Source organism: Pseudomonas sp. 02C 26 (genome assembly GCF_002843585.1).
GTDB classification, from domain to species: domain Bacteria; phylum Pseudomonadota; class Gammaproteobacteria; order Pseudomonadales; family Pseudomonadaceae; genus Aquipseudomonas; species Aquipseudomonas shirazensis.
This window is the reverse complement of record NZ_CP025262.1, coordinates 1,297,684-1,321,896: the sequence shown is the minus strand read 5'-3', so window position 1 is coordinate 1,321,896 and position 24,213 is coordinate 1,297,684. Positions and strand designations below refer to the sequence as shown.

Here is a 24,213-nt window from a genome sequence, read left to right as displayed (position 1 = left end):
CAGTCATGCTGCTCAACCTGTTCAACGAAATGCGCGCGGCCAAGGTGCCGGTGTCGGTGCGTGAACTGCTCGACCTGCTCAATGCCCTGCAGCAGCGGGTGGTATTCGCCGACATGGACGAGTTCTACTTTCTGGCGCGGACCATTCTGGTCAAGGATGAACGCCACTTCGACAAGTTCGACCGGGCTTTTTCAGCGTACTTCCAAGGCCTGGAAAACCTCGACCGGCACCTTGAGGCGCTGATCCCTGAAGACTGGCTACGCAAGGAGTTCGAGCGTTCGCTGACCGATGAGGAACGCGCGCAGATCCAGTCGTTGGGCGGTTTGGACAAGCTCATCGAAGAATTCAAGAAACGCCTCGAAGAACAGAAAAAACGCCATGCCGGTGGCAACAAATGGATCGGCACCGGCGGCACCAGCCCGTTCGGCTCCGGCGGCTACAACCCTGAAGGCATTCGCGTTGGCGACGCCGGCGAGCGCCGCGGCAAGGCGGTCAAGGTCTGGGAGCAGCGCGAGTACAGGAACCTCGATGATCAGGTCGAGTTGGGCACCCGCAACATCAAGCTGGCCCTGCGCCGCCTGCGCAAGTTCGCTCGCCAGGGCGCGGCCGAAGAGCTCGACATCGACGGCACCATCGACCACACCGCCCGCGATGCCGGCCTGCTCAATATCCAGATGCGCCCGGAGCGGCGCAATACGGTGAAGCTGCTATTGCTGTTCGACATAGGCGGCTCGATGGATGCCCACGTGCGCATTTGCGAGGAGTTGTTTTCAGCGTGCAAGACCGAGTTCAAGCACCTGGAGTATTACTACTTCCATAACTGCGTGTATGAGTCGGTGTGGAAGAACAACCTGCGGCGCAACGCCGAGCGCTTCGCCACCTTCGACTTGCTGCACAAGTACGGCGATGATTACAAGGTGGTGTTCGTCGGCGACGCGGCCATGGCGCCGTATGAAATTACCCAGCCCGGCGGCAGTGTCGAGCACTGGAACGAGGAAGCCGGGTATGTCTGGGTGCGGCGGATCAAGGAAAAATTCAAGAAGGTGGTGTGGATCAATCCGTACCCCAAACAGGCCTGGGAGCACACCACGTCGACTCACCTGATCCGCGAGCTGATCGAAGACAAGATGTACCCGCTGACCTTGCAGGGCCTGGAAGACGCCATGAAGTACCTGGCCAAGTAACCCCGGCCGTTCAGATCAGCTCCAGCGTTGCAGGTAAGCCTGCTGCTCCTGCCAGGCGAACTCCTGCAGCACCGCTCTGAAGCGCAGCTGCCCCCCCGGCAGGCACTGGGCCAACTGGGCCAGCGCCAAGGGCGTCAATGCACCTAGCCGCGGGTAGCCGCCAATGGTCTGCCGGTCGTTCAACAACACGATTGGCTGGCCATCCGGTGGAACCTGCACGGCGCCCAACGGGATACCCTCCGAGATCATCGGTTCGCCTTGGTACACCAGTTGCGGCCCGAGCAGGCGCATGCCCATGCGGTCGGCGCGGCTGTCCAGGGTCCAGTCCCGGTTGAACGCCTCGAACAGGCTGGTGCCGCTGAACTGCCCCAGTTGCGCGCCCATTACCAGATCCAGCGCAGGCTTGGCGGCGTACACCGGCCTTGATTGTGCTGGCACCTCGCGCTCGGCCGGCAGGCCCTCGGCGCATGCCAGCAACTGCCCCTTGAGCAGCGCCGAACCTTGGCCATCAAGCCCGCCCAGCTGTTCGCGTACAACCGTGGCGCAACTGCCCATTACCGCCTCGGCCTGAAAACCACCAAGCGCGGCCAGATAAGCACGAGCACCGTGCAGAGGCTGGGTAAAGCTCAGCCGCTGCCCTGCACGCAGATGAAAACTGCGCCAGGGCTTGAGCGGCAGGCCATCGATTCGTGCATCCAGATCAGCGCCCGCCAAGGCCAGGCAGCAGTCGCGCTGGGCGAGCACGCTGAAACCACCCAAGGGAATTTCCACCACCGGCGCCTGCAAGGCGTTATCCAGCAGCCAGTTGGCCCAGTGCAGCGCCACCCAATCCAGCGCCCCGCCCTGGGTCACGCCGAGATGGCGCACGCCAAAGCGCCCGCCATCCTGCAGCTGACACAGCGGCGTGCTGGCCTCGATCAACAGACTCATGCCTGGCCCTCCAGCGGGCTGTCGTCGCCACCCAGGCTGATGAATTCGGCGTGGTCCACCGCGACGAAACGCACATGGTCACCCGGCTGCAACAAGCTGTAGCCCTCGCGCTCGCGGTCAAACAGACGTACTGGCGTGCGCCCGATCAGGTTCCAGCCGCCCGGCGACACTGCCGGGTAGGCCGCCGTCTGGCGCTCGGCAATGCCGACGCTGCCTGCAGCCACACGCTTGCGCGGGGTGCTCAACCGTGGCGTGGCCAGGCGTTCATCGACCAGCCCCATGAAGCCGAACCCTGGGGCAAAGCCAAGGGCAAATACCGGGTATTCACGCTCACTGTGCAGGCGCACCACATCGGCCTCGGACAGCCCACTGCGCGCTGCCAGCAATGGCAATTCGGGGCCGACACTGGGGTCATACCACACGGCAATTTCGTGCTTGCGCCCCGCCGCGCCTGCATCCGGCTGCAGATTTTGCAGCGCTTCGATAATCAGCCCTCGCGCCGCAGTCGGCGACTGCCGAAACTGCACCATTACGGTGGTATAGGACGGCACCAGGTCAACCAGATCGGCGCCCAAGGCACTGCTCAGGCGCTGGCTGGCAGCGAGGATCCACGGCATGTTGGCTTCATCTATGCGATCGAACAGGCGCACCATCAGGCTGTCGATGGCCACCGCCTCGATGCGCAGGTTCATGGCTGCACCAGCGCATCCAGGGCCTGGCGAATCTGCCGTACCGCCGCCAGCGAGCTGTCGTTGTCGCCGTGCACGCACAAGGTGCTGGCGTTCAGTCGCAGCGCGCTGCCGTCGTCTGCCAGCAACGTCTCGCCACGGGCCAGGCGCAGCGCCTGCTCGATGATCAACGCCGGCTCATGGTGCACCGCCCCCGGCAGCCGCCGCGACAGCAGGTGGCCGCTGGCCGTGTAGCCACGATCGGCAAATGCCTCGAACCACAAGGTGACACCCAGCTCCTCGCCCAGCTGCTGCGCCGCACGGTCATCAGCAGTAGCCATCAGCATCAGCGGCAGGCTGCTGTCGTAGGCGGCTACGGCTTCGAGCACGGCGCGCAATTTCACTGGGTCGGCCATCATGTCGTTGTACAGTGCGCCGTGCGGTTTGACGTACGCCACGCGCCCGCCCTGGACCTTGCAGATGCCGTCCAGTGCACCGATCTGGTAGTGCAACAGATCGCGGATTTCTTCATTGCTGCAGGCCATCGAGCGACGACCAAAGCCGACCAGATCCGGATAGGCCGGATGCGCGCCAATGGTCACACCATGCTGCAGGGCCAGGGCCACGGTGCGGCGCATGATGCTCGGGTCGCCCGCGTGATAACCACAGGCGATATTGGCGCAGTCGATGTAGGGCATGACCTCGGCATCCAGACCCATGCGCCAGCTGCCGTAACTTTCACCCATGTCGCAGTTGAGAAGCAGGGTTTGCATCGGGCGGACTCCTGAATCGACTAGAACAGAGTACGGCGGCGCCGAGGCGGCCAGCCGGCTTAGCGCCAGCTTTCCTTGACCACCTTGCGCCGCCCGCCAAGGATGACCCAGCCCAGCAGCACCAGCACGCTTTCGACCACGAACGCCAGCACAAAGCCTGCGCTCAGGCCCCAGCCGATGGCTTCGGGCACCAGCAGAATCTGGTAGCTGTAGCTGTTCAGGGTCTCTTCGCGCAATTGCGGGTCAGCCTGCGCCAGCACGTGCCAGCTCTGGCTCAGCCACGAGCCCTGCATGGCCTGCCACTCGTTTTCCAGCAACTGGTTGCGGACCAGCAGGCTCTCGATGCTGTTGGCATCGCTGATGAATACCGGATCCTCGCTGGTGCGGTAATGCTGCAGCAGCGCTTGCAGGTCGCCTTTGAAGAAGCGCTGGGCGGTTTCCTGGAAGCCGGACAAGGCCTCGCGCGACTCCAGCACACGGGCCTCGACGCGCTGGCCGTAATCCTTGACCAGGCCAGGGACCTGAATGCCGGCCAGCAGGCCGCAGGTGAACAACAGCAACCGCAGATAACTTCTGAACATGCCGCGTCCTTAGCTTTGCCCGTGGGCGATACATTCGCCATGCCGCCACAACGCCCATTGTCCGGGTTCGTAGCGGTTCCAGGTTTCGTTCTCGGTCAGGGCCTCGGTGGCGATCACCGTGACCACATCATTGGGCGTGGTTTCGGCCTGGAAGTCGACGATCATGTCGACGTCCTTGAGCCGGGCCGGGCCAAACGGCGCGCGGCGGGTAATGTGCACCAGCTTGGTCGAGCAGAAGCAGAACAGCCAGTCGCCGTTGCTCAGCAGGCAGTTGAACACGCCCTTGCTGCGGTGCTCGGCGCAGGCCTCGACCAGCACCGGCAGCAGTTGCTCGACCTCGACCGGCTCGGGGAAGGCATCGCGCACGCGGTTGAGCAGGTCGCAGAAGGCCGCCTCGCTGTCGGTATCACCGACCGGCCGGTAGAAGGTGCGCTGGCCGCTGAACTGCGGCAACTGGCCGTTGTGTGCGAAGCACCAGTTATGCCCCCACAACTCACGCACGAACGGGTGGGTGTTGCTCAGGCAGACCTTGCCGACGTTGGCCTGGCGGATGTGGCCGATCACCACTTCGCTCTTGATCGGGTAGCGCTGCACCAGCTTGGCGACTTCCGACTCGCTGCTCGCTGCCGGGTCCTGAAACACGCGCAGGCCGCGCCCTTCGTAAAAGCCGATGCCCCAGCCATCGCGGTGCGGCCCGGTGCGGCCGCCGCGCTGCATCAGCCCGGAAAAACTGAAAACGATATCAGTGGGGACGTTGGCACTCATGCCGAGCAGTTCGCACATGCCTTGCAGCTCCCCTCAGAGACGTGGCTCGACCCGGCCACGGCCAGGCGCGGCCGGTGCCGGCGGATCATTGCGGTAACGGTCGTGGCGATCGGCGGCAACCGGCGCCTCGACCAGCACTTCGCTGTCTTCTGCGGCTTGCCGCTTGGCAGCTGCATCAGCTTGCTCGCGGCGCTCACGGGCGCGTTTTTCCAGCGGCCAGCGCAACAGCACGAACAACAGATACAAAGCAAAGGCGATCATGCCGTACATGGCCAGATCGGACGCCGCGCGCCAGGCGTTGTTGCCAACCTTGAAGGCGATATCCAGCGCGCTGATGGCAATGGCCGGGGCGAAGCTTTCCTTGACCGGGTCGACAATCGTCGGCGTCAGCAGCAGCACCGCAACCAGCACCCGCAGCGGTTCGCGCAGCCAGCGCCACATCCAGCCAGTCAGCTTGAAGGTCACCAGCAGGCAGCCGATGGCGGCCACCGCATACAGGCCCCAGGCAAGGGTATAGTCGTTCTCGGTCATGGTGTTCGTGCAAGCCAGGCGAAGAGATGCCTATGATAAACACTTTTAGGCACAGGTGCCTGTCTGCCCGTGATCACCGGTGCCACTGTCGCCCGGCCCTATTCGCTTTCGCCAGAGACCATACATGCCCGCTATTACTGCCCCGATCGCCCAGCAAGCCCCCGGTAACGACCCTTACGCCTGGCTGCAGCAGCGCGACAGCGCCGAAGTGCTCGGCTACCTGCAGGCCGAAAACGCTTATCAGGAGGCCTGCCTGGCCGATCAGGCGCCGTTGCGCGAGCAGCTGTTCGAGGAAATCAAAGGGCGCATTCTGGAAACCGACCTGTCGCTGCCCTCGCCGTGGGGGCCATGGCTGTACTACACCCGCACCACTGCTGGCGATGAGTACCCGCGCCACTACCGCTGCCCACGCCCGGCAGATGATTCCAACACCGTCGACACCAGCGCCGAACAGCTGTTGCTTGACCCGAACGAGCTGGCGGCCGGCGGCTTCCTGTCGCTTGGCGCGTTCAATGTAAGCCCCGACCACCAGCTGCTGGCCTACAGCCTCGACACCAATGGCGAAGAAACCTACACGCTGTATGTCAAGGACCTGGCCACTGGCGCCATCACCACCCTGCCCTTCGAGGACTGCGACGGCAGCATGACCTGGGCCAACGACAGCCGCACGCTGTTCTTCGCCGAACTCGACGACACCCATCGCCCCTGCCGCCTGCGCCGGTTCAGCCTGGGCGAGGCTGATGCGCATACGGTGTTCGAAGAAGACGACGGGCGCTTCTTTCTGCACTGCTACCGAGCCAGCTCCGAGCGCCAGCTGATCCTGCTGCTCAACAGCAAGACCACCAGCGAAGCCTGGGTGCTGGATGCCGAGACGCCGTTGGCCGAGTTCACCTGCCTGGCTGCACGCGAAGAAGGCCATGAATACTTCCCCGATCACGGCCAGCTCGATGGCGACTGGCGCTGGTTTATCCGCAGCAACCAGGACGGTATCAACTTCGCCCTGTACCAGGCGCCCTCTGCGGCAGTGCCCAGCCGTGCACAGTGGCAGGTGCTGGTAGCCCACCGCGACAACATCATGCTCGAAGGCCTCAGCCTGAATGCCAGTGCCTTGGCGCTGAGCCTGCGTGAAGGCGGCCTGCCCATCATTGAAGTACGCCCGCAAAGCCAAGCGCCTTACCGCGTCGAGCTGCCGGATGCGGCCTACAGCCTATACGTGCAAGACAGCCTGGAATTTGCCAGCACGCGCATCCGCCTGCGCTACGAGGCACTCAATCGCCCGGCCCAGGTGCGCCAGCTGGAACTGGCCAACGGCGCGCAGTCAGTGCTCAAGCAGACCCCGGTGCTCGGTGCCTTTGACGCCGACGCCTACGTCAGCGAACGCCTGTGGGCCACTGCCAACGACGGCACCCAAGTCCCGATCAGCCTGGTACGCCGCCGCGACGACGTCGGCAAGACGGTGCCACTCTATCTGTATGGCTACGGCGCCTATGGCGAAAGCCTCGACCCGTGGTTCTCCCATGCGCGGCTGAGCCTGCTCGAGCGCGGCGTGGCCTTTGCCATTGCCCATGTGCGCGGCGGCGGCGAGCTGGGTGAGGCCTGGTACCGCGCTGGCAAGCAAGAACACAAGCAGAACACCTTTGACGACTTCATCGCCTGCGCCGAGCACCTGATCGCAACCGGTGTCAGCCGCCCGGAACAACTGGCGATCAGCGGCGGCAGCGCCGGTGGATTGCTGATCGGCGCGGTGCTCAACCTGCGCCCGCAGCTGTTCCGCTGCGCGATTGCCGAGGTGCCGTTCGTCGATGTACTCAACACCATGCTCGACCCTGAACTGCCGCTGACCGTGACCGAGTACGACGAGTGGGGCAACCCTGAACAACCCGAGGTGCATGCAAGGATCAAGGCGTACGCGCCCTATGAAAACGTCAAGGCTCAGGCCTACCCGGCGATGCTGGTAGTGGCCGGCTACAACGACAGCCGTGTGCAGTATTGGGAAGCAGCCAAGTGGGTAGCACGCCTGCGCACGCTCAAGACCGATAACAACCTGCTGCTGCTCAAGACCGAGATGGGTGCAGGCCATGGTGGCATGAGCGGCCGCTATCAGGGGCTGCGCGATGTAGCGCTGGAATATGCGTTCGTACTCAATGAGCTCGGCGTGGTGTAAACCGGCTTTGCTGTTGTCCTATGCACAACCGTGAACAATCTTGCGTGGCCGCGTGATCAACGCTGCCACGCCAAGCGCAGAAGACCAGACCATGTCCGACCATTCCCACCTCAATGCCGAAATCCGCGACATGCTCATGGACTGCGGCCTGTTCGACACCTTGCAGGCCAGCGAATTTGCTGCCGCTGCCGGCTATTTCAGCCTGAGCAACATGAGCGCCGGCGAGACTATCTTTGCCGAGGGCGACGCCGGCACGTTCATGTGCATTCTGCACCGCGGCCAGGTTTCGGTGCGCAAGACCGACAGCAGTGGCCAGGCCGTCGAAATCGCCGTATTGCGCCGTGGCGCCTTTGGCGAAATGGCGGTGCTCGACGGCGAGCGGCGCTCGGCCAGTTGCGTGGCCGCCAGCGAATGCCAGCTGCTGACGCTGGGCAAGGATTCGCTGGAGAAGATGCTCAACGAAGCGCCGCGCATCGCTGCGCGGATCATTCGCGCACTCGCCGTGGCGCTGTCCAAACGCCTGCGCATGCAGGACGGCCAGCGCCTGGCGCAGGTCTAGTCGTCTTTGCCCTGCGGCCTGGGCGCGTCCTGCTGCAAGCCGGGCAGCGGCTCGTCCCGGCGCGGGCTAGGCAGCGGCATCGGTGGCAACAGCGGCCCACCGGGTTGATTGTCGTAGGCTTTGGGTGGCGCGCTCGGGGTGATCTGCGGATACGGCGTGGGCGTGGCGGTACCCGGAGCACCGGGCACCGGCGTACTAATGCGTGGCTGTTGCCCGGCAGCGTCGGCCAGCGGCGCGGCGAGCAGGATCAGTACGCTGAGGATCGCGTGGAGCATCGGCAACCTCCTGTCGAAAATTCATCTACAGGCTACGCCCATCTGCGGGTTTTTGCCTGTCCGCCTGGCCTGTAACCACGCTAGACTCAACGCCATAACCGTCATCAGCCTGATTACAAGAAAGGTCACACCATGAGTTCCACCCTCTCCGCCACCGCCCGCCTGGACCGCATCATCGCTGACGCCAAGCGCGACAAGGAAATGGGCTACCGCGACAAGGCCCTGAAGATGTACCCGCACGTCTGCGGCCGCTGCGCCCGTGAGTTCGCAGGCAAGCGCCTGAGCGAACTGACCGTGCACCACCGCGACCACAACCACGACAACAACCCCCAGGACGGCTCCAACTGGGAGCTGTTGTGCCTTTACTGCCACGACAACGAGCACTCGCGCTACACCGATCAGCAGTACTTCAGCGAAGGCTCGACCGCCACCCCGAGCATCGCCAAGGCTACCCACAACCCGTTCGCCGGGCTGGCCGGTCTGCTCAAGAAAGACTGAGCCCACAGCGGTCGGGCAACCCCGTATAATCGCGTCTTTTTTTGCGAAGGGCCCCGGCACGTGGCGAACAAACGGTACAGTTGCATCGGCCTGTTCAACCCCAAGTCTGCAGAGAACGTCGGTTCGGTGATGCGCGCTGCGGGTTGTTACGGCGTCAGTTCGGTGTTCTACACCGGCAAGCGGTATGAGCGCGCGCGTGATTTCGTCACCGACACCAAGCGGGTGCATTACGACATTCCGCTGATCGGCATCGACGACCTGCAACGCATCATCCCGCTGGGCTGCACGCCGGTGGCGGTGGAGCTGGTCGACGGCGCCCGCCCCCTGCCTGAATACACCCACCCTGATCGCGCCATCTATATCTTCGGCCCGGAAGACGGCAGCCTCGACGAAAACGTGCGCGCCTGGTGCGAAGAAACCATCTATATCCCCACCGAAGGCTGCATGAACCTTGCGGCAACCGTCAACGTGGTGCTTTACGACCGCCTGGCCAAGGGCCTGAACACCCGCTCGGGGCCTAAATTCAAGTAACAGGCAGGCCGCTGGGCATATGAAATGAACGGCGCGACAACCGCCAGGGTCAGTTATTTACCAACCTACCTGGAGGCTCTGCTCATGCTTGATCTAGATTCCAATGCCCATACCGAGGAAAAGAACGTGCATGGCTGGGAACGCGCCAGTTCCTTGGCCGGTGGCGCCCTCATGATCAGCAAAGGTATGCGCCACGGCGGCGTGATCGGCCTGCTGCAGGTTGCCGTTGGCGGCCTAGCGCTGGCACGCGGGGTCAAGGGCCGTTGTGCGACCAAGGCCTGGTGGCTGCGTCATCGTCAGGAATACCAGCGTCTGAAGGGTGACATTGACCGTGGCGCCGCCGAGCTGGAAGTGCTTCGCGCCAGTGCCGACGCTGCTACCCGCGGCGTAACCGTAACCGGTGACGACCCCGTCCATACCCCGAAGCTGTAACACGCCCTGTGTAGGAGCGGCCTTGTATCGCGAAAGGGTCGCGCAGCGGCCCCAGGATTTCTGCAGCACCACAAAATGCCGGGGTCGCTATGCGACCCTTTCGCGACACAAGGCCGCTCCTACACCAACTGCGTGCAAGCAGGGCTAGCGTAGCAATTTGCTCTGAAGCACGTCTGAGCTGCGCCCAAGCACGCTCTCGCTGATCTGGATGAACTCTGCAGTATTCACACTCGGCATGCGCATCAACGCCTGGGTGACGTCGTCCAGTGAGCGTTTATTCTGAGTGTGCAGGCGGATCTCCCGATCCAATGCCTGCAACACCTGCACGCCTCGCGCGATCTGCCCGGCGTTAGCCTGCCTGGCCACCAGCCGAGTGACCTTGGCGCCCTGTTTGTGCAGGCGTGCCTGCCAGGCATCATAGCGATCATCACTGATGCCGCCGGCCCGGCGTAGCAGTTCGGTGGCGTAGTAGTCAGTCAGGCTTTCACTGATCCAGTCGCTGTCATCGCGCACCTTGATCTGCGCAAACAGCTGGACCAGCTCACGCAGCAGTGGGCTGCTGCCGTTCTCGCTGATCAAGGCGCGGTTGCTGTGGATGAACAATGAGTTGTGCTCGCCACGCACGCCCCGCCACATCTGATCGCGTGCGCCAACCAGCAACAACTTGGGCGGATTGCGCGGGAACACCGCTTGCAACTGAGGCCAGACGAACGTCAGCAACGTCAGCGTGTCCATCCGGCGCATGCCCTGCCCTTGCGGCGCGGCCACGGTGACGTCGGTTTCGCCCAGGCGCGCGCGGCGGCTGCCGAGGTTACCGGCGAGCATCCAGCCAGTCGGCCGATCGAACAGGCGCGAGACATTATCGATACGAAACTTGTGCTGGCCGATCCGCGGCCAGGCGGTTTCCACGCTCTTCCAGCCGGGAGGCAGCTCGACTGCCAGGCGCGCTACCAACTCGGTGCCGTCCTGTTGATCAAGACGTGCCGGCGGCACCAACTGATCGCCACGGAACACCGCCCAATGCGCGGTCATGCGGCTCTCGAAGGCACCCCCTGATGCAGCACTGTCGAGCCGGACGCGGTAACTGAGGCTGGTCTTGCCCGCAGCCGGGCGCCACACGCCACGCTCACCCTGCTGTGACCACTGGCCGTCGGCCTGAAAACCGCTGTAGGCATTGGCCTTGCCCAAGGCAAAATCCAGGCTACGCACCGCGCTGCCATCAGCCAGGGTCAGGCGTACTTCGGCCTGGCCACTGTTGGGCAGCAGGCGCACCTGGTAATCCAGATCGACCTTCTTGGCCCAGGCTGGCGAGCAAGCCGCCAGCGCCAGAACAAGCAGCAAAGGGCAACGCATAGACAAACTCCTTGTTCGGCACAGGCCAATCACCGCGGCGCTCAGCCGGCGCGGAAAATCAAATGGTCTTCCCAGTCGTCTTCAGCCACATCGTTCTCACTGAGCATGCGCCCGGACTGCGAAATACGTTGCTCATGCACCTGGGTGCGGTCGCCACAGACCAGATGATGCCAGGCGGGCAGGTCCTTGCCTTCGCTGACCAGCCGATAGCCACAGGTCGGCGGCAACCATTTGAACTGATCGGCCTTGCCCGGGGTGAGCTGGATGCAGTCGGGCACGTGTTTGAAGCGATTAGGGTAGTCGCTGCACTGGCAACTGTTCAGATCGAGCAGTTTGCAGGCAATGCGGGTGTAGTAGACGCTGTTGTCGTCCTCGTCCTCGAGTTTCTGCAGGCAGCACATGCCGCAGCCATCGCAGAGTGATTCCCACTCTTGCGGGTCGAGTTGATCGAGCGTCTTGCGCTGCCAGAAGGGCGCAGTCTGGGCCATCATCACACGGTTTCTCGCAGTTGTTCTTGGGCCGCAGCAGGCGGCGGCGCCAGTCTAGAGCCTGGCCTTGGGCAAAGCCAGACCGCTTGTCAGGGGTGTCCAGACGCAGTAGCGTGCCGGCTTCCCCTTGTGTCTTGCAGGAGCTGTCATGAGCGCCAACCCACGCGTTGCCGATTACGCCATCAACGAGCAGTTCATCAATCGCTGGTCGCCCCGCGCATTCAACCCCGAGCCGATCAGCGAAGTAACCCTGCTGAGCTTCTTCGAAGCGGCGCGCTGGGCGCCTTCGGCCTATAACTCGCAGCCGTGGCGGTTCCTTTATGCCCGTCGCGACACGCCAAACTGGCAGCGCTACCTGGAGCTGCTGGTGCCGTTCAACCGCAGCTGGGCCCAGCACGCCTCGGCGCTGGTGCTGGTGATTTCCAAGACCAGCTTTATCGCACCCGGTGCCAGCGAAGAGTCGCCAGCATTGTGGCACGCATTTGATACCGGTTCGGCCTGGGGCCACCTGGCGCTGCAAGCGAGCCTCAGCGGTTGGCACACCCACGGCATGGCCGGCTTTGACCAGGCGATGGCCCGCGAACAACTGAAGATCCCCGAAGGCTATGAGCTGCAGGCGATGGTCGCGATCGGCAAGCTGGGCGACAAGGCCACGCTCGCCGAAGGCCTGCAGGCCCGTGAAGTACCTAGCCCGCGCAAGCCACTGGCCGAGCTGGCTGCAGAAGGCGATTTCAGCCTCTGATCTACCGCAGCGCGAGGCGACGCTTGCTCCAGACGCCCCGCGCTACACATCAATAACCGCGCTGGAAATCCACCTCGCCGCGCAGTGCCTGCCCCGCTAAATAGTCCCGCAGATTCTCGACAAACAAACGCACCATCGCCGTAGGCGAGGTCGGCGCGGAGCTGTGCCCGGTCAGCAGTAAACCCCACGCCGTCCAGAACGGATGTTGTTGCGGCAGCGGCTCCTGCCGGCATACGTCGATCACGGCGCCGGCCAGATGACCTTCCTTCAACGCTGCGACCAGGTCGGCGTCCACCACCGAAACACCGCGACCAGCGTTGATCAACAGCGCACTGGGCTTGAAGCGTTTGAACAGGGCGGCGTTATACAGGTCATGGGTGGCCGGGGTATCAGGCAACAGGTTGATTACGTAATCAGCCTGCTCGACTCGCTGTGGCAATTGATCGAGCCCAACCACTTCAACAAACGGCGCCTGCTCGCGGGCGCTGCTGGCAACGCCGTACAGGGTCACGCCGAACGGCACGAGGAACTCCGCCACACGCTGGCCGATATCGCCCGTGCCAACGATCAGCACCTGGCGCCCTTGCAGGCTGTGCCCAGGGCGTTCATCCCAGCGCCGCTCGACCTGGCTGACCAGGCGCGACAACACCTCGCGCTCGTGGCCAAGCATGTAGGTCAGCATGTATTCGGCCATGACTTGGCCAAAGATGCTCACAGCGCGGGTCAGGCGGTAGTCACGCGTCAGGCCGTCGGCCAGCAGCGGGGTAATCCCCGCCCAGGTCGACTGCGCCCATTCTGGCTTATGGCCTTGGCGCAGCAGGGTCGCCAGCAGGTCTGGCTGACCCAGCCACACCGGGCATTGCGGCGCCAATAGCGCCAACTCGGCGGAGTTACCGCTGGTCAGCACTTCAAGGTCGGGGGCGGCAGCGGCCAGCAGGCCGGCATAGTTGGCATGATCCTGTTCAGCGATCAGAACGCGCATCTCAAAAGACAACCTTGGCAGATAACGGAAAACGGCCCGGGTAGCGGGCCGCTTGGGCGAACGATGGGCAGCGCGGGCCTATCAGACCGGGTCGTTGCGGCGCAGCAGCTCTTCAGGCAGGTGCTCGATGTACTCGTCTTCGAGCGGCGGCATCTGCAGGTGGTAGCCCTGGGCCTCGAGGTTGTTCAGCACCTGTTCGATGTCTTCCCGGGCCAGCTTGCGCTCCGGCGACAGCACCAGGTCGAAGGCGTGAATCGGCGTACCGAAGGCCGGCAGCAAACCTGCTGGGACCCGCTCCAGGCCGTCAGCCTTGAGCACGTAAAGGTACATTTCGTTTTTGCGCGGGCTCTTGTAGATCGAGCAGATGCGTTTCATGAGGATTCTCCGAGCGCGGCCAGATCATCCAGCAGCGCCTGGCCCATTCGCTCGCGACGCCAGCCGCGCAGCGAATCGGGCAGTTGATAGGGCCCATTGGGGTAGCCGCTCTTGAGCAGCGCCTCGAGGGTTTTCTTGCGCAGCATCAGCTCCGGGGCGATGCCCAGCCGCTCGCCTTCGGCCTGGCCGATGGCGCGCAGGCGCTTGAGGATGGCCGAGGCTTCGATCGGCAATGGCTCAGGCAGCGCTGGCGGATACTGCTCAGCCGGCACACTGCCGGCCTGCTTGATCAATTGCAGGATGAACTCGCCGTCCTGACGCAGGGTGCGCGGGTGCATGTCATCGATCTTGGCCAGGGCCGAGAGGCTGTCTGGCTGGGTCTTGGCGATCGGCCACAGCGAATGCTCACGCAGCACGCGGTTGCGCGGCAGGTCGCGGCGGCGCGCTTCAAGCTCGCGCCAGGCCGACAGCTCACGCAGGACTGCCAGCTGCTGACGCGACAGCTTCCAGGCCAGCTTGACCTCACGGTAGAGCAGCTGCGGTTCGACTTCACGGCGCATCTGCGCAACCAGTTCGGCGCCGTCTTCCAGCACCCAGGCGTACTTGTCATCGGACAGCCGCGGGCGCAGCGCGGTGAACAGCTCGGCGAGGTGGACGGCGTCTTCGGCGGCGTAGCTGACCTGGGTTTCCGACAGAGGCCGCTGCAGCCAGTCAGAACGGGTTTCGCCCTTGGGTAGATCGAGCCCGAGCACGTCCTGCACCAGGCGCGAGTAACCCATCGAGAAACCGATGTTGAGGTAACCTGCGGCCAACTGGGTGTCGAACAACGGCTGTGGCAGCTTGCCGGTCAGGCGCAGGAGAACTTCAAGGTCTTCACTGCAGGCATGCACCACTTTGACCACTTGCGGGTCTTCGAGCAGGTCAGCCAAAGGCTGCCAGTCACGAACCCGCAACGGGTCGATAAGAAAGGCTTTTTGACCGTCGCCAACCTGCAGCAGCCCGGCCTTGGGGTAGAAGGTGTCTACCCGCATGAATTCGGTGTCGAGCGCTACGAAGGGCAATTCGCGCCAGGTCCGGCAGTGCTCGGCCAGGCTCTGGTCGTCACAGATCCAGTGTATTTCGTTGGCCACGAGGCTCTCCCACAAACAGTGGCGCGCAGTATATACGCCGTGGGCCGCGCACGCGAAACATGGCGACCATCGCCCGGCGCTTCTGTCAGCGGCCAGCCGCCAGCCACGGCCGGCAGCCGGCGAACAGGTCCAGTGATTGCTGGTAGACCGCGCTGTGCACCTGCAGCAGGCCGAGCATCGAGTGGAACAGGTTGTCCTGGCTCAGCGGGGCATCACGCAGGCGCGCCAGGCAGTCGTTGTCGAGGCCAAAGTCCTGCCGGTAACTGTCGGAGAACCACGCCAGCATCGGCACATGGCGTTGCTGCTCGGGCGCCAGCATGTACGGCGTGCCATGCAGATAGAGGTTGTACTCACCCAGCGATTCGCCGTGGTCGGACAGGTACAGCATGGCGGTGTCGACTTTGTCCTGCCGGCTGCGCAGCAGGTCGATCAGCGAGGCCAGCACGTGGTCGGTGTAACCCAGGGTGTTGTCGTAGCTATTGATGATTGCCTGCTGATCGCACTGGTTCAGGGCATTGCTGCGGCACACCGGGGTGAATTGCTCGAACGCTTGCGGATAACGCTTGTAGTAATCAGGGCCGTGGCTACCCATCTGGTGCAGGACCAGCACGGTGTCCTGGTCGAGGCTGTCGAGCAGCTCGGCCAGGCCTTGCAGGAGGATTTCGTCGTGGCACTCGCCGCCGGCACACAGGGCGGGGTCCTTGAGGTTGCTGACGTCGACGAACTGCACGCGGTCGCAGGTACCCTTGCAGCCTGATTGATTGTCACGCCACTGCACCGTCAGGCCGGCGCGCTGGAGCATGTCCAGCAGCCCCTCCCGGTTACGGGCGACGCTGGCATCGTAGTCCTTGCGCGGCATGCCGGAGAACATGCACGGCACCGAGACAGCGGTTTCGGTGCCGCACGAATGCACATCGGTGAAGCCCAGCAGGCCGTCTTCCTTGCTCAGGCGCGGGGTGGTATCGCGGCCATAACCGAGCACGCCAAAGTTTTCCGCGCGGGCGCTTTCACCCACTACCAACACCGTCAACGACTTGCGCTTGTGCTGCTGCCAGGCAGCGGCATCGCGGCGGGCGTCTTCGCCGTAGCGCTGAAACGGCGCGGCCGCACTGCCCAACCGCTCGCTGGCATAGCCAAACGAGGCGCCAACAACGTTGCTTGGGGTGAGCATCAGGCGGATTTCGTGGTGGTTGCGAAACAGCGAAGACAGGCCCTGATAGTTAGCCAGGGCCACCGCGCCCAACGCCACCGTACAGGCACCCCCGACCAGCAGTTTGCCGAACACTTCGCGGTGCCACGGGCGATAGGCGATCGGCGCCTTCCACACCAGTGCGGCCGGCAGCAAACCCAGCAGCACGATATAGCCGATGAACTTCAACGAGAGCAGATCACGCACTTCGCTGATGTTGGTCTCGGCAACGTTGCGGAACATGCCTGCATCAATCAGCACACCGTACTGATTCATGAAGTAAGCCACTGCCGCACCGCTGACAAACAGCACCATCAAGACCGGCTTCAACACATACTTGAAGGCAATCAAGGTCAACACCAGGTTGAACGCAAACAGCATCAGCAGGGCAAACGCCAGCATCAGCCAAAGCCCCGTCAACCCTGGCGGCACCACCGCCTGGAGGTGACTCCAGAGCAGGCTGTTGAAGCCAATCAACAGGTACAGGCTGGCCAGTAACGTGACCCATTCGGTCCGCAGATTGTCGAGTTTCAGCATGGTCTTCGCTATCGAGTTTGATGTTGGCCCAGGCGCGATTCAGCGCGTGGCAATTCGAAGCGGATTGTGGGAAGCAGACCATCGTTTTTTTGTGAAAAACCCGCCAACAAACTCCAACATCCAGCAACAATTACACTTGTTTACCTTTCATTCAGCCGACGTTCAGCCAATCGCTGCCGGACCACCCCCACCCACGTCTTTGGCAAACGCGGCTATCCTCAAGGTTCTGCACCAGTGTCCAACCCCTGACGGAGGTGAAGAAATGCCCGTACCGCATGATCTGTTCGCAGACCTCAGCATCCAGCCTGACGACTTTCACGCACTGAGCGCCAAGGACCCGGAGCTGCTCAAGCTACACAAGGCTTACCAGGCCAAGGACAAAGAGGTGGACGTCGCTGAACGCACCGCCGCCACCGATGACACCGTCACGCTATTGCGCAAGGAGCGGCTGCTGATCAAGGACAAGATCGAACGAATCATTCATCCAGCCAAGTCCTGACCCGGCTGCAACAACTGTAAAACCGCCATCGCGGGGCAAGCCTGCGATGGCGATCAACAAAGCCTCAGACTGCGGCGCTGGCCTGCAAGGCGCCTTGCAGATCATCGATCAGATCGCGGCAGTCCTCGATCCCCAGCGACAGCCGCAACAGGCCCTCGGTAATCCCCATCACGCCTTTCTGCTCTGGGCTCAACGAGTTGTGCGACATGCTCCAGGAATGGTTGATCATGCTCTCGACGCCGCCCAGCGAATCGGCCAGGACAAATATCGACAGCGCGTCGACAAAGCGCTTGAGCGCCTCGCGATCACCCTTCACCTGCAAGGTCACCACCGCGCCGCCCGTGCGCATCTGGCGCTTGCACAGCTCATGCTGCGGGTGGCTGGGCAGACCTGGATAGAACACCTTATCGACCAGCGGATGGCTCTCTAGGAACTGCGCCACCCGCAGGGCATTGGCACTTTGGCGCTCCATGCGCACGTCCAGCGTCTTCAGTCCGCGCAGGGCCAGGTAGCAATCGAACGGCCCCTGCACGGCACCGACGGCCATGCTGATCTTGCGCAGGCGCGCCAGCAACTCGGCGTTGGCCGCCACCACGACTCCGCCGGTGAGGTCGGAGTGGCCACCGATGTACTTGCTCGCCGAGTGCATCACCAGGTCCACGCCGAGGGTGATCGGCTGCTGATTCCACGGCGAGCAGAAGGTGTTGTCGATGCAGGTGAGGATATTGCGGGCACGGGCCAGGCTGCACACCGCTTCGATATCGACCAGGTGCAGCAGCGGATTGGTCGGCGACTCGATCCAGATCAGCTGCGTGTCCGGGCGAATCGCCGCTGCCAGGGCGTCCAGGTCATTCAGGTCGACATACGTGGTGGTCAGCCCGGAGGTGCGGCTGCGGTAGTCTTCGAGCAGGCGGAAGGTGCCGCCGTAGACGCCGTTCATCACCACCACGTGAGCGTCCTTGTCGAGCAACTCGAGCACTGTCGAAGTGGCGCTGACGCCGGAAGCACAGGCGACCGCACCAAGCCCTTCTTCCAACGCCGCAACGCAGCTCTCGTAGGCATGCCGGGTCGGATTGGCAACGCGGCTGTAGGCGTACTCGGGGTTATCGTCGAGGCCGCGCTTGATGTACGAGCTGGCGGTGTAGATCGGCGGGAAGATGGCGTTGTCGGCAACGCTGAATTGCTCGCCAGCGTGAATGGTACGCGTGGCGAAGTTGCGCGGTTTGTCGGACATGATCGGGCCCAGTGACTGGTAAAAGGCGGGGTTGATGGCCGTCACTATCGCATATCCGCCGCGATTGGCCGAGCGCAGGCGGATGCGCGCGATACCCCGGCACAAGCATTCTATTCGTGCTCGTTAACGGCTAGTCTGGAGCATATTTTTCTCGGCAAGGCGACGCACCGGCATGGACAGTTTCGACCAGCACATCCTCACCCTGCTCCAACGCGACGCCTCCACCTCGCTCAAGGAGCTGGCCGAAGCGGTCAACCTCACCACCACCCCATGCTGGAAGCGGGTCAAGCGCCTGCAGGATGATGGCTATATTCTCGGCCGCGTCGCACTGCTTGATCCGCAACGCCTGGGCCTGGGTCTGACCGTGTTCGTCCAGCTCAAGACCCAGCGCCACGACAATGCCTGGCTCGAGCAATTTGCCGCCACTGTCAGCGGCTTCGAGGAGGTCATGGAGTTCTACCGCATGTCTGGCGATTGGGATTACATGCTGCGGGTGGTGGTCAGCGATATTGCCGCCTACGACCGCTTCTACAAGAAGTTGATCACCCGCACCGATGGCCTGTCGAACATCACCTCCAGCTTTGCCATGGAACAGATGAAGTACACCACGGCCTATCCGGTGCATCGCTGATGCGTCGATCAATTGGTTTGAACGGCTGATAGAGCGCGCCGATCAACCGAGTGGACAAAGCAATTTGACGGCGTCGGGTACAGGTTATAGCTTGGACTCACTGCCCTGCGGCCAACCGGCCGACCCTCCTTAGACGCGAGCGCGATTGTGGAACCCAACGGCCAGGCCCTGATCGACGGCTACAACCGAAAAATCGACTACCTGCGGATGTCGGTCACCGACCGCTGTGATTTTCGTTGTGTCTATTGCATGGCCGAAGACATGCAGTTCTTGCCGCGCCAGCAGATTCTCAGCCTTGAAGAGCTGTATCAGGTAGCCGAACGCTTCGTCGCCCTCGGCACGCGCAAGATCCGCCTGACCGGCGGTGAGCCGCTGGTGCGCCAGGGCATCGTCGACCTATGTCGGCGCATTGCCGCCCTGCCCGGCCTGCGTGAACTGTGCATGACCAGTAACGGCTCGCAGCTCGACCGGCTGGCGCAGCCGCTGTTCGACGCCGGCCTCAGCCGCCTCAATATCAGCCTCGACAGCCTCGACCCGAAGCGCTTTCGCCAGCTGACCCGCACCGGCGATCTGGCCCAGGTCATCGCCGGCATCGACGCCGCGCGCCGCGCCGGCTTCAAGCGGATCAAGCTCAACTGCGTGGTGCTCAAGGGTCGCAACGATGACGAACTGGTCGATCTGGTGCGCTTTGCCATCGACCGTGAGCTGGACATCACCTTCATCGAAGAGATGCCGCTGGGCGTGATCAGCGAGCATCAGCGCGGCGAGTCGTTCTATTCCAGCGATGACGTGCGCGACCGCCTCGCGGCGCACTTCAGCCTGATCGAATCTGCCGAATCATCGCAGGGCCCGGCGCGCTACTGGCGCTTGGCCGAGGCAGCGCAGACGCGGGTCGGCTTCATCTCGCCGCACAGCCACAACTTCTGCGCCACCTGCAACCGTGTCCGCCTGACCGTCGAGGGCCGCTTGCTGCTGTGTCTGGGCAACGAGCATTCGCTGGACCTGAAACAGGTGCTGCGTGCGCACCCAGGCGACGCCGAGCGCCTCGAGCATGCCATCCGCGAAGCGGTGCAGCTCAAGCCTTACCGCCACCACTTCGAAGTAGGCGGCGAGGTGCAGATCCTGCGCTTCATGAACATGACTGGCGGCTGACCCAACCGCCTCTGGATCCCCATGATCGTCCATTCCCGGCCCGATGTGCTGCGTGTGCTGTTCACCCTGAAAGGCTCGATCGTCAAGCGCATTGCCTGGCGCTGCCTGCTGGTTACCTTGCTGGCGGCGTTGATCGTGCTGGTCGAGCGGCATTATCCAGAGATGTTCTCGCCGGTCAGCGCCACGCCCTTCACCTTGCTCGGCCTGTCGCTGTCGATCTTCATGAGTTTTCGCAACACGGCCTGTTATGACCGCTGGTGGGAGGGCCGCAAGGCCTGGGGGCGGATGCTCATCGAGGTGCGCTCGTTCGTGCGCGAGAGCGTGGCGATTGCCAACCCCGAGCTGCGCCGCGAGGTGCTGCGCAGCCTGTGCGGCTTTGCCCATGCTTTGAACGCTGGATTGCGCGGTGAGGATGCCCTCGGCGCGGCGCAGCCGTGGCTGAACCCGGCGCATTCACTCAGCCCGCACAACGTCTGCGACGGCATCCTGCGTAACATCGGCCAGCGCTGCTCGGAGCTGGCGCAGACGCAACAGATCAGCGAATGGCGATACACCCTGCTCGAACAGCGTCTGGTTGGCCTGGCCGAAGTGCAGGCGACCTGTGAACGGATCAAGGGCACGCCGCTACCCTTCCCTTACACCCTGCTGTTGCACCGGACCATCTATATCTTCTGCCTGCTGCTACCGTTCGCCCTGGCAGAACCTTTGGGCTGGCTGGCGCCGCTGTTCACCACCATCGTCAGCTACACGTTCTTTGGCCTGGATGCGATCGGCAACGAGCTGGAAGATCCGTTCGGCCGCGACGAAAACGACCTGCCCACCGACTCACTGGTGCGCACCCTGGAGCGCGACGTGCTTGCGGCGCTTGGCCACGAGCCGTTGCCGCCGGCGCTGATGCCGGTCGATCACGTGCTCAGCTGAACCGGGCGGCGGCGACTAAACAATGGCTAGCCCCGCTCAACTTGGTTAAGGTCAACGCATTCCGATTGCGCAGGCCGCCCCATGGACATCAAGCAGCTCAAGTTCCTTATCGCTCTGGACCAGACCCGGCACTTCGGTCAAGCCGCTGCGCTGTGCCATATCACCCAGCCGACCTTGTCGATGCGCCTGCGTAATCTGGAAGAAGAACTTGACCTGGTGCTGGTCGAACGTGGCCAGCGCTTCGAGGGCTTCACCGAGGCCGGCGAACGCATTCTGGCTTGGGCGCGGACACTGCTGGCCGCACATGACGGCCTCCAGGCCGAAGCGGCCAGCTGCCGCGGCCAAGTGGTCGGTAGCCTGCGCCTGGGCAGCGTGCCGTTGGCCAGTTTCAATCCAATGGCGCTGCTGGTGCCGCTGCGGGAGAAGTTTCCCGAGCTGCAGTTTCAGCTCAGCTCGAGTACCTCCGAGCAGATTGTCGATGGCCTCAGCCGCAATCAGCTCGACCTGGGGATCTGCTATCTGGATCAGGTCAACTCAAGCTTTTTCGACGTGATCGAACTGGGCACCACCACCATGGGCCTGCTGCACGACACCCGCCATTATCAGTTCGAGCAAAGCGAGCTGGCCTGGGATGAGCTGGGGGATCTGCCGTTGGGGCTGCTCAGCAAGGGCATGCACTACCGCCAGTCGCTGGACCTGAGCTTTCGCAGCCGCGGCCTTGCGCCACTGGCAGTGCTGGAAAGCGACTCGACCTTCCAGCTGATCCAGGCCATCACCAGCGGCATGTGCTGCGCAGTGATGCCGCTCAACTGCGGGCTGGAGGATTTGAGCGAACACATGCGCATCACCCCCATCACCGAGGCCAGCGTGCTCAGCCCGGTCGGCCTGCTGCTGCGCCGCAGCGAGCCGAGGTCGGCGATTGCCGAGCAGTGCTTTAACCAGGCACGGGCATTATTCAACCCCGCCACCTGATAGCCACTGCTCAGTACTTGATCAGCGCCAGCAAGGCGAGGTTACGGGGGCGCGAGACGCCCGAGTAACCACGGTCACCGCCCATACCTGGCAGTGGGTAATCAACGGATGTGCCAACGCCGCCAATGGTTACGGAGGTGTAATCAGTGGTCGCGTAAGCATCAGCGCCGATAGCCACCTGCGAAGCCACCCCGGTGTTCTGATTGGTCGATGGACTCCACACCCCATTGGCTTTGCTCAGTGTGGTGTCATATGGATACAGCGTGCCTTTCTGCCAGGAGCCGAAAGTGCGCCCTTGGTCGATTCCACGGCCATCATCGAAGCCGCGCAGGAACTCACCGCGCAGGTCCGGCAGCGCGAAGGTGCTCTCGCCATCCCCCGCGCCGTAGGTGGTGCCGATTGCCGCGAACAGCGCGCCATAAGTGGCCCGCAAAACCAATGATCCGTCAGCTTTCAGCCAGCCTTCTGGCACGGCATTGGCAGCGCTGTATTTGACATCGCCCGGGGCAAATCCGGAAAAGCCGATCAGTTGGCCAAGCGTGACGGCATGCTGGCTTTTGGTCGCAGGAGCAACCTGTTGCGCACCGCCTTCGCAGCTGAGCAGGATCCAGCACAGCTCGCCTGCATTGAGCAGCGGGCCGAGGAAGGAGGCGAGTGTCACGTTGCCGCCTTCAACGATTTCGTCACCCTGGAGGGGTTGCCCGCCCAAGCCATAGATCGGAGCGGCGGGCAGGCCATCGGGCGCATACGATGCTTGCGCGGAATTGGTGACTGCAGCGCGGAAGTACTGCAGCAAGCCATTTGCGTTCGGCGATTCTGCGAATGGCAATGCGTTGGTGGAGGTGTAGGTAGTCGTCATGATGCAATCCTGTGCAAATAAGGGTGATGCACGCGCCTGATTTGGCGAGTGCAAATCCAATATATGCATTGATGCATCTTGCGTCAATGTCAATGCATTAAAATAATCCATTAACGCATTTATTTATGCATCGACTACCCGACGATCAGCGACTCAGCGATAGCGCTCCAGCCAATGCGCATACGGCGCTGGCAGGGTCCACGAGGCTTTGTCCACGCCCAACTCTTTGGCGGCGAAGTAGGCCCAGTGTGGGTCAGCCAGGTGCGCACGGCCTACCGAAACCAGATCCAGCTGACCCGCTTGCAGCGCGCCTTCAGCCAGCTGCGGCGTGCCGAAGCCCCATGCCGAAGTCACCGGCAGGCCTGCTTCGCGGCGCACGCGCTCGGCAATCGGGCCCATGAAGGCCGGACCCCACGGGATGTTGGTGTCGGGGATGGTGAAACCAACGCTGACGCTCAACAGGTCGAGGCCACCGGCCTTGAACTGACGGGCCAGTTCGATCGACTCGACCAGGGTCTGCTCGTCGCGGCCATCATATTCCAGCACACCGAAGCGGGCGGTCAGCGGCAGATGCTCAGGCCAGACTTCACGCACGGCCGCCAGCGTTTCGAGGAGGAAGCGGCTGCGGTTTTCGAAGCTGCCGCCGTAAGCATCGGTACGCTGGTTGGAGTGCTCGGAGAAGAAGCTCTGGCCGAGGTAGCCGTGGGCGAAGTGCAGCTCGATCCACTCGAAACCGGCGTCACGGGCGCGGCGCGCAGCATCGACAAAGTCTTGTTTCACCCGAGCGATGTCGTTCAGGGTCATGGCCTTTGGCACTTTCGGCAGGTTGGCGCCAAAGGCAATTGCCGACGGTGCCAGGGTGTCCCAGCCGCGGGCGTCGTCAGCGGCGATATGGTCGTCACCTTCCCATGGGCGATTGGCGCTGGCCTTGCGCCCGGCGTGGGCGATCTGGATGCCGGGTACGGAACCGGCCGCCTTGATCGCCTTCACCACCGGTACGAACGCTTCGGCGTGGGCGTCGCTCCAGATCCCGGCGCAGCCTGGGGTGATGCGCCCTTCTGGCGATACTGCAGTGGCTTCGACCACCAGCAAGCCGGCGCCGCCGCGGGCCATTCCTGCCAGATGCACGTGGTGCCAGTTGTTGATCATGCCGTCTTCGGCCATGTACTGGCACATCGGTGGAATGGCAATGCGGTTGCGCAAGGTGACGTCTTTGAGGGTGTAGGGTTCGAACAATGCAGACATGAGCCAGCTCCAG

The 24,213-nt window shown here is 63.1% G+C and carries 28 protein-coding genes; 12 read left to right on the top strand and 16 right to left on the bottom strand.

What is annotated here, in order from left to right; translation table 11 throughout:
* Positions 1–5 precede the first annotated feature (5 nt).
* Positions 6–1,184 carry a VWA domain-containing protein gene (locus CXQ80_RS06100; protein WP_101317513.1) on the top strand — a complete coding sequence of 393 codons (1,179 nt, stop codon included), beginning with the start codon at positions 6–8 and terminating at the stop codon, positions 1,182–1,184.
* A 15-nt stretch (positions 1,185–1,199) separates the two neighbouring features.
* Here the strand turns inward: CXQ80_RS06100 and CXQ80_RS06095 are convergent, their stop codons facing one another.
* The 6 genes from CXQ80_RS06095 to CXQ80_RS06070 are packed head-to-tail and all read right to left on the bottom strand — an operon-like array spanning position 1,200 to position 5,432.
* Positions 1,200–2,114, bottom strand: a complete 915-nt coding sequence (locus CXQ80_RS06095; protein ID WP_101317511.1) for a biotin-dependent carboxyltransferase family protein — start codon at positions 2,112–2,114, stop codon at positions 1,200–1,202.
* The gene (gene pxpB / locus CXQ80_RS06090; RefSeq protein ID WP_101317509.1) at positions 2,111–2,806 is read right to left on the bottom strand and encodes a 5-oxoprolinase subunit PxpB; all 696 of its coding nucleotides are present in this window, start codon (positions 2,804–2,806) and stop codon (positions 2,111–2,113) included. The genes CXQ80_RS06095 and pxpB overlap by 4 nt, the downstream gene beginning before the upstream one ends.
* The gene (locus tag CXQ80_RS06085; RefSeq protein ID WP_101317508.1) at positions 2,803–3,555 is read right to left on the bottom strand and encodes a 5-oxoprolinase subunit PxpA; all 753 of its coding nucleotides are present in this window, start codon (positions 3,553–3,555) and stop codon (positions 2,803–2,805) included. Before CXQ80_RS06085 ends, pxpB begins: the two co-directional genes overlap by 4 nt.
* Before the next feature lie 59 nt (positions 3,556–3,614).
* Positions 3,615–4,136, bottom strand: a complete 522-nt coding sequence (locus CXQ80_RS06080; protein WP_101317506.1) for a DUF2937 family protein — start codon at positions 4,134–4,136, stop codon at positions 3,615–3,617.
* A 9-nt stretch (positions 4,137–4,145) separates the two neighbouring features.
* Complete coding sequence (locus tag CXQ80_RS06075) at positions 4,146–4,919, bottom strand: class II glutamine amidotransferase (RefSeq protein ID WP_101317504.1); 774 nt, start codon at positions 4,917–4,919, stop codon at positions 4,146–4,148.
* A gap of 15 nt (positions 4,920–4,934) precedes the next feature.
* Positions 4,935–5,432 carry an MFS transporter gene (locus CXQ80_RS06070; RefSeq protein ID WP_101317502.1) on the bottom strand — a complete coding sequence of 166 codons (498 nt, stop codon included), beginning with the start codon at positions 5,430–5,432 and terminating at the stop codon, positions 4,935–4,937.
* 124 nt (positions 5,433–5,556) lie between these two features.
* On the opposite strand from CXQ80_RS06070, the gene CXQ80_RS06065 reads away from it, so the two are divergent.
* Positions 5,557–7,596 carry a S9 family peptidase gene (locus tag CXQ80_RS06065; RefSeq protein WP_101317500.1) on the top strand — a complete coding sequence of 680 codons (2,040 nt, stop codon included), beginning with the start codon at positions 5,557–5,559 and terminating at the stop codon, positions 7,594–7,596.
* 91 nt (positions 7,597–7,687) lie between these two features.
* Positions 7,688–8,155, top strand: a complete 468-nt coding sequence (locus CXQ80_RS06060) for a cyclic nucleotide-binding domain-containing protein (protein WP_101322960.1) — start codon at positions 7,688–7,690, stop codon at positions 8,153–8,155.
* Here CXQ80_RS06060 and CXQ80_RS06055 read toward each other — a convergent pair.
* The gene (locus CXQ80_RS06055) at positions 8,152–8,430 is read right to left on the bottom strand and encodes a hypothetical protein (RefSeq protein ID WP_101317498.1); all 279 of its coding nucleotides are present in this window, start codon (positions 8,428–8,430) and stop codon (positions 8,152–8,154) included. The genes CXQ80_RS06060 and CXQ80_RS06055 overlap by 4 nt on opposite strands.
* Positions 8,431–8,562: 132 nt before the next feature.
* Here CXQ80_RS06055 and CXQ80_RS06050 point away from each other — a divergent pair, with 132 nt between their 5' ends.
* From CXQ80_RS06050 to CXQ80_RS06040, 3 genes are all read left to right on the top strand, one after another.
* Positions 8,563–8,928, top strand: a complete 366-nt coding sequence (locus tag CXQ80_RS06050; protein WP_101317496.1) for a YajD family HNH nuclease — start codon at positions 8,563–8,565, stop codon at positions 8,926–8,928.
* A gap of 60 nt (positions 8,929–8,988) precedes the next feature.
* Positions 8,989–9,459, top strand: a complete 471-nt coding sequence (locus tag CXQ80_RS06045) for an RNA methyltransferase (protein WP_101317494.1) — start codon at positions 8,989–8,991, stop codon at positions 9,457–9,459.
* An 84-nt stretch (positions 9,460–9,543) separates the two neighbouring features.
* Complete coding sequence (locus CXQ80_RS06040) at positions 9,544–9,891, top strand: DUF2892 domain-containing protein (RefSeq protein ID WP_101317492.1); 348 nt, start codon at positions 9,544–9,546, stop codon at positions 9,889–9,891.
* Between the two features lie 144 nt (positions 9,892–10,035).
* Here the strand turns inward: CXQ80_RS06040 and CXQ80_RS06035 are convergent, their stop codons facing one another.
* Together CXQ80_RS06035 and CXQ80_RS06030 are read right to left on the bottom strand one after the other, a co-directional pair.
* A complete protein-coding gene (locus CXQ80_RS06035; protein WP_101317490.1) occupies positions 10,036–11,244 on the bottom strand; it encodes a hypothetical protein in 1,209 nt (402 codons plus the stop codon).
* 41 nt (positions 11,245–11,285) lie between these two features.
* A complete protein-coding gene (locus tag CXQ80_RS06030; protein ID WP_101317488.1) occupies positions 11,286–11,735 on the bottom strand; it encodes a YcgN family cysteine cluster protein in 450 nt (149 codons plus the stop codon).
* Positions 11,736–11,880: 145 nt separating this feature from the next.
* Between CXQ80_RS06030 and CXQ80_RS06025 the strand changes: the two genes are divergently transcribed.
* The gene (locus tag CXQ80_RS06025; protein ID WP_101317486.1) at positions 11,881–12,474 is read left to right on the top strand and encodes a nitroreductase family protein; all 594 of its coding nucleotides are present in this window, start codon (positions 11,881–11,883) and stop codon (positions 12,472–12,474) included.
* Between the two features lie 49 nt (positions 12,475–12,523).
* Here the strand turns inward: CXQ80_RS06025 and CXQ80_RS06020 are convergent, their stop codons facing one another.
* From CXQ80_RS06020 to CXQ80_RS06005, 4 genes are all read right to left on the bottom strand, one after another.
* Entirely contained in the window at positions 12,524–13,456 is a 933-nt protein-coding gene (locus CXQ80_RS06020) for a D-2-hydroxyacid dehydrogenase (RefSeq protein ID WP_101317484.1), read from the bottom strand.
* A gap of 81 nt (positions 13,457–13,537) precedes the next feature.
* Positions 13,538–13,831 (bottom strand): YcgL domain-containing protein, encoded by a 294-nt coding sequence (locus CXQ80_RS06015; protein WP_101317482.1) that lies wholly within the window; start codon positions 13,829–13,831, stop codon positions 13,538–13,540.
* Positions 13,828–14,961, bottom strand: a complete 1,134-nt coding sequence (rnd, locus tag CXQ80_RS06010; RefSeq protein ID WP_101317480.1) for a ribonuclease D — start codon at positions 14,959–14,961, stop codon at positions 13,828–13,830. Before rnd ends, CXQ80_RS06015 begins: the two co-directional genes overlap by 4 nt.
* An 85-nt stretch (positions 14,962–15,046) precedes the next feature.
* The gene (locus CXQ80_RS06005; protein ID WP_101317478.1) at positions 15,047–16,687 is read right to left on the bottom strand and encodes a phosphoethanolamine transferase; all 1,641 of its coding nucleotides are present in this window, start codon (positions 16,685–16,687) and stop codon (positions 15,047–15,049) included.
* 262 nt (positions 16,688–16,949) lie between these two features.
* Between CXQ80_RS06005 and CXQ80_RS06000 the strand changes: the two genes are divergently transcribed.
* Entirely contained in the window at positions 16,950–17,186 is a 237-nt protein-coding gene (locus CXQ80_RS06000; RefSeq protein WP_101317476.1) for a YdcH family protein, read from the top strand.
* A gap of 64 nt (positions 17,187–17,250) precedes the next feature.
* Here the strand turns inward: CXQ80_RS06000 and CXQ80_RS05995 are convergent, their stop codons facing one another.
* Entirely contained in the window at positions 17,251–18,432 is a 1,182-nt protein-coding gene (locus CXQ80_RS05995; protein ID WP_101322959.1) for a PLP-dependent aspartate aminotransferase family protein, read from the bottom strand.
* A 160-nt stretch (positions 18,433–18,592) separates the two neighbouring features.
* On the opposite strand from CXQ80_RS05995, the gene CXQ80_RS05990 reads away from it, so the two are divergent.
* The 4 genes from CXQ80_RS05990 to CXQ80_RS05975 all read left to right on the top strand — a co-directional run bounded on the left by CXQ80_RS05990 (position 18,593) and on the right by CXQ80_RS05975 (position 22,096).
* Positions 18,593–19,051 (top strand): Lrp/AsnC family transcriptional regulator, encoded by a 459-nt coding sequence (locus CXQ80_RS05990; RefSeq protein WP_101317474.1) that lies wholly within the window; start codon positions 18,593–18,595, stop codon positions 19,049–19,051.
* A 147-nt stretch (positions 19,052–19,198) separates the two neighbouring features.
* Positions 19,199–20,203, top strand: coding sequence for a GTP 3',8-cyclase MoaA (gene moaA, locus CXQ80_RS05985; protein WP_101317472.1), 1,005 nt, complete (start codon positions 19,199–19,201; stop codon positions 20,201–20,203).
* A gap of 21 nt (positions 20,204–20,224) precedes the next feature.
* Entirely contained in the window at positions 20,225–21,124 is a 900-nt protein-coding gene (locus CXQ80_RS05980) for a bestrophin family protein (protein WP_101317470.1), read from the top strand.
* Between the two features lie 81 nt (positions 21,125–21,205).
* Positions 21,206–22,096, top strand: coding sequence for a LysR family transcriptional regulator (locus tag CXQ80_RS05975; RefSeq protein ID WP_101317468.1), 891 nt, complete (start codon positions 21,206–21,208; stop codon positions 22,094–22,096).
* 10 nt (positions 22,097–22,106) lie between these two features.
* Here CXQ80_RS05975 and CXQ80_RS05970 read toward each other — a convergent pair whose 3' ends face one another.
* Both CXQ80_RS05970 and xenA read right to left on the bottom strand, forming a co-directional pair.
* On the bottom strand, positions 22,107–23,066 hold the full coding sequence (locus CXQ80_RS05970; protein ID WP_101317466.1) for a tail fiber protein: 960 nt from the start codon (positions 23,064–23,066) through the stop codon (positions 22,107–22,109).
* A 42-nt stretch (positions 23,067–23,108) separates the two neighbouring features.
* Positions 23,109–24,200 carry a xenobiotic reductase XenA gene (xenA, locus tag CXQ80_RS05965; protein ID WP_101317464.1) on the bottom strand — a complete coding sequence of 364 codons (1,092 nt, stop codon included), beginning with the start codon at positions 24,198–24,200 and terminating at the stop codon, positions 23,109–23,111.
* Positions 24,201–24,213: the final 13 nt, after the last annotated feature.

What these genes read in the sequence shown, in the direction of transcription:
- CXQ80_RS06100 (WP_101317513.1), top strand. Translation starts at nt 6, where the DNA reads ATGCTGCTCAACCTGTTCAACGAAATGCGCGCGGCCAAGGTGCCGGTG.
- CXQ80_RS06095 (WP_101317511.1), bottom strand. Translation starts at nt 2,114, where the DNA reads ATGAGTCTGTTGATCGAGGCCAGCACGCCGCTGTGTCAGCTGCAGGAT.
- pxpB (WP_101317509.1), bottom strand. Translation starts at nt 2,806, where the DNA reads ATGAACCTGCGCATCGAGGCGGTGGCCATCGACAGCCTGATGGTGCGC.
- CXQ80_RS06085 (WP_101317508.1), bottom strand. Translation starts at nt 3,555, where the DNA reads ATGCAAACCCTGCTTCTCAACTGCGACATGGGTGAAAGTTACGGCAGC.
- CXQ80_RS06080 (WP_101317506.1), bottom strand. Translation starts at nt 4,136, where the DNA reads ATGTTCAGAAGTTATCTGCGGTTGCTGTTGTTCACCTGCGGCCTGCTG.
- CXQ80_RS06075 (WP_101317504.1), bottom strand. Translation starts at nt 4,919, where the DNA reads ATGTGCGAACTGCTCGGCATGAGTGCCAACGTCCCCACTGATATCGTT.
- CXQ80_RS06070 (WP_101317502.1), bottom strand. Translation starts at nt 5,432, where the DNA reads ATGACCGAGAACGACTATACCCTTGCCTGGGGCCTGTATGCGGTGGCC.
- CXQ80_RS06065 (WP_101317500.1), top strand. Translation starts at nt 5,557, where the DNA reads ATGCCCGCTATTACTGCCCCGATCGCCCAGCAAGCCCCCGGTAACGAC.
- CXQ80_RS06060 (WP_101322960.1), top strand. Translation starts at nt 7,688, where the DNA reads ATGTCCGACCATTCCCACCTCAATGCCGAAATCCGCGACATGCTCATG.
- CXQ80_RS06055 (WP_101317498.1), bottom strand. Translation starts at nt 8,430, where the DNA reads ATGCTCCACGCGATCCTCAGCGTACTGATCCTGCTCGCCGCGCCGCTG.
- CXQ80_RS06050 (WP_101317496.1), top strand. Translation starts at nt 8,563, where the DNA reads ATGAGTTCCACCCTCTCCGCCACCGCCCGCCTGGACCGCATCATCGCT.
- CXQ80_RS06040 (WP_101317492.1), top strand. Translation starts at nt 9,544, where the DNA reads ATGCTTGATCTAGATTCCAATGCCCATACCGAGGAAAAGAACGTGCAT.
- CXQ80_RS06035 (WP_101317490.1), bottom strand. Translation starts at nt 11,244, where the DNA reads ATGCGTTGCCCTTTGCTGCTTGTTCTGGCGCTGGCGGCTTGCTCGCCA.
- CXQ80_RS06030 (WP_101317488.1), bottom strand. Translation starts at nt 11,735, where the DNA reads ATGATGGCCCAGACTGCGCCCTTCTGGCAGCGCAAGACGCTCGATCAA.
- CXQ80_RS06025 (WP_101317486.1), top strand. Translation starts at nt 11,881, where the DNA reads ATGAGCGCCAACCCACGCGTTGCCGATTACGCCATCAACGAGCAGTTC.
- CXQ80_RS06020 (WP_101317484.1), bottom strand. Translation starts at nt 13,456, where the DNA reads ATGCGCGTTCTGATCGCTGAACAGGATCATGCCAACTATGCCGGCCTG.
- CXQ80_RS06015 (WP_101317482.1), bottom strand. Translation starts at nt 13,831, where the DNA reads ATGAAACGCATCTGCTCGATCTACAAGAGCCCGCGCAAAAACGAAATG.
- CXQ80_RS06005 (WP_101317478.1), bottom strand. Translation starts at nt 16,687, where the DNA reads ATGCTGAAACTCGACAATCTGCGGACCGAATGGGTCACGTTACTGGCC.
- CXQ80_RS06000 (WP_101317476.1), top strand. Translation starts at nt 16,950, where the DNA reads ATGCCCGTACCGCATGATCTGTTCGCAGACCTCAGCATCCAGCCTGAC.
- CXQ80_RS05990 (WP_101317474.1), top strand. Translation starts at nt 18,593, where the DNA reads ATGGACAGTTTCGACCAGCACATCCTCACCCTGCTCCAACGCGACGCC.
- CXQ80_RS05980 (WP_101317470.1), top strand. Translation starts at nt 20,225, where the DNA reads ATGATCGTCCATTCCCGGCCCGATGTGCTGCGTGTGCTGTTCACCCTG.
- CXQ80_RS05975 (WP_101317468.1), top strand. Translation starts at nt 21,206, where the DNA reads ATGGACATCAAGCAGCTCAAGTTCCTTATCGCTCTGGACCAGACCCGG.
- CXQ80_RS05970 (WP_101317466.1), bottom strand. Translation starts at nt 23,066, where the DNA reads ATGGATTATTTTAATGCATTGACATTGACGCAAGATGCATCAATGCAT.
- xenA (WP_101317464.1), bottom strand. Translation starts at nt 24,200, where the DNA reads ATGTCTGCATTGTTCGAACCCTACACCCTCAAAGACGTCACCTTGCGC.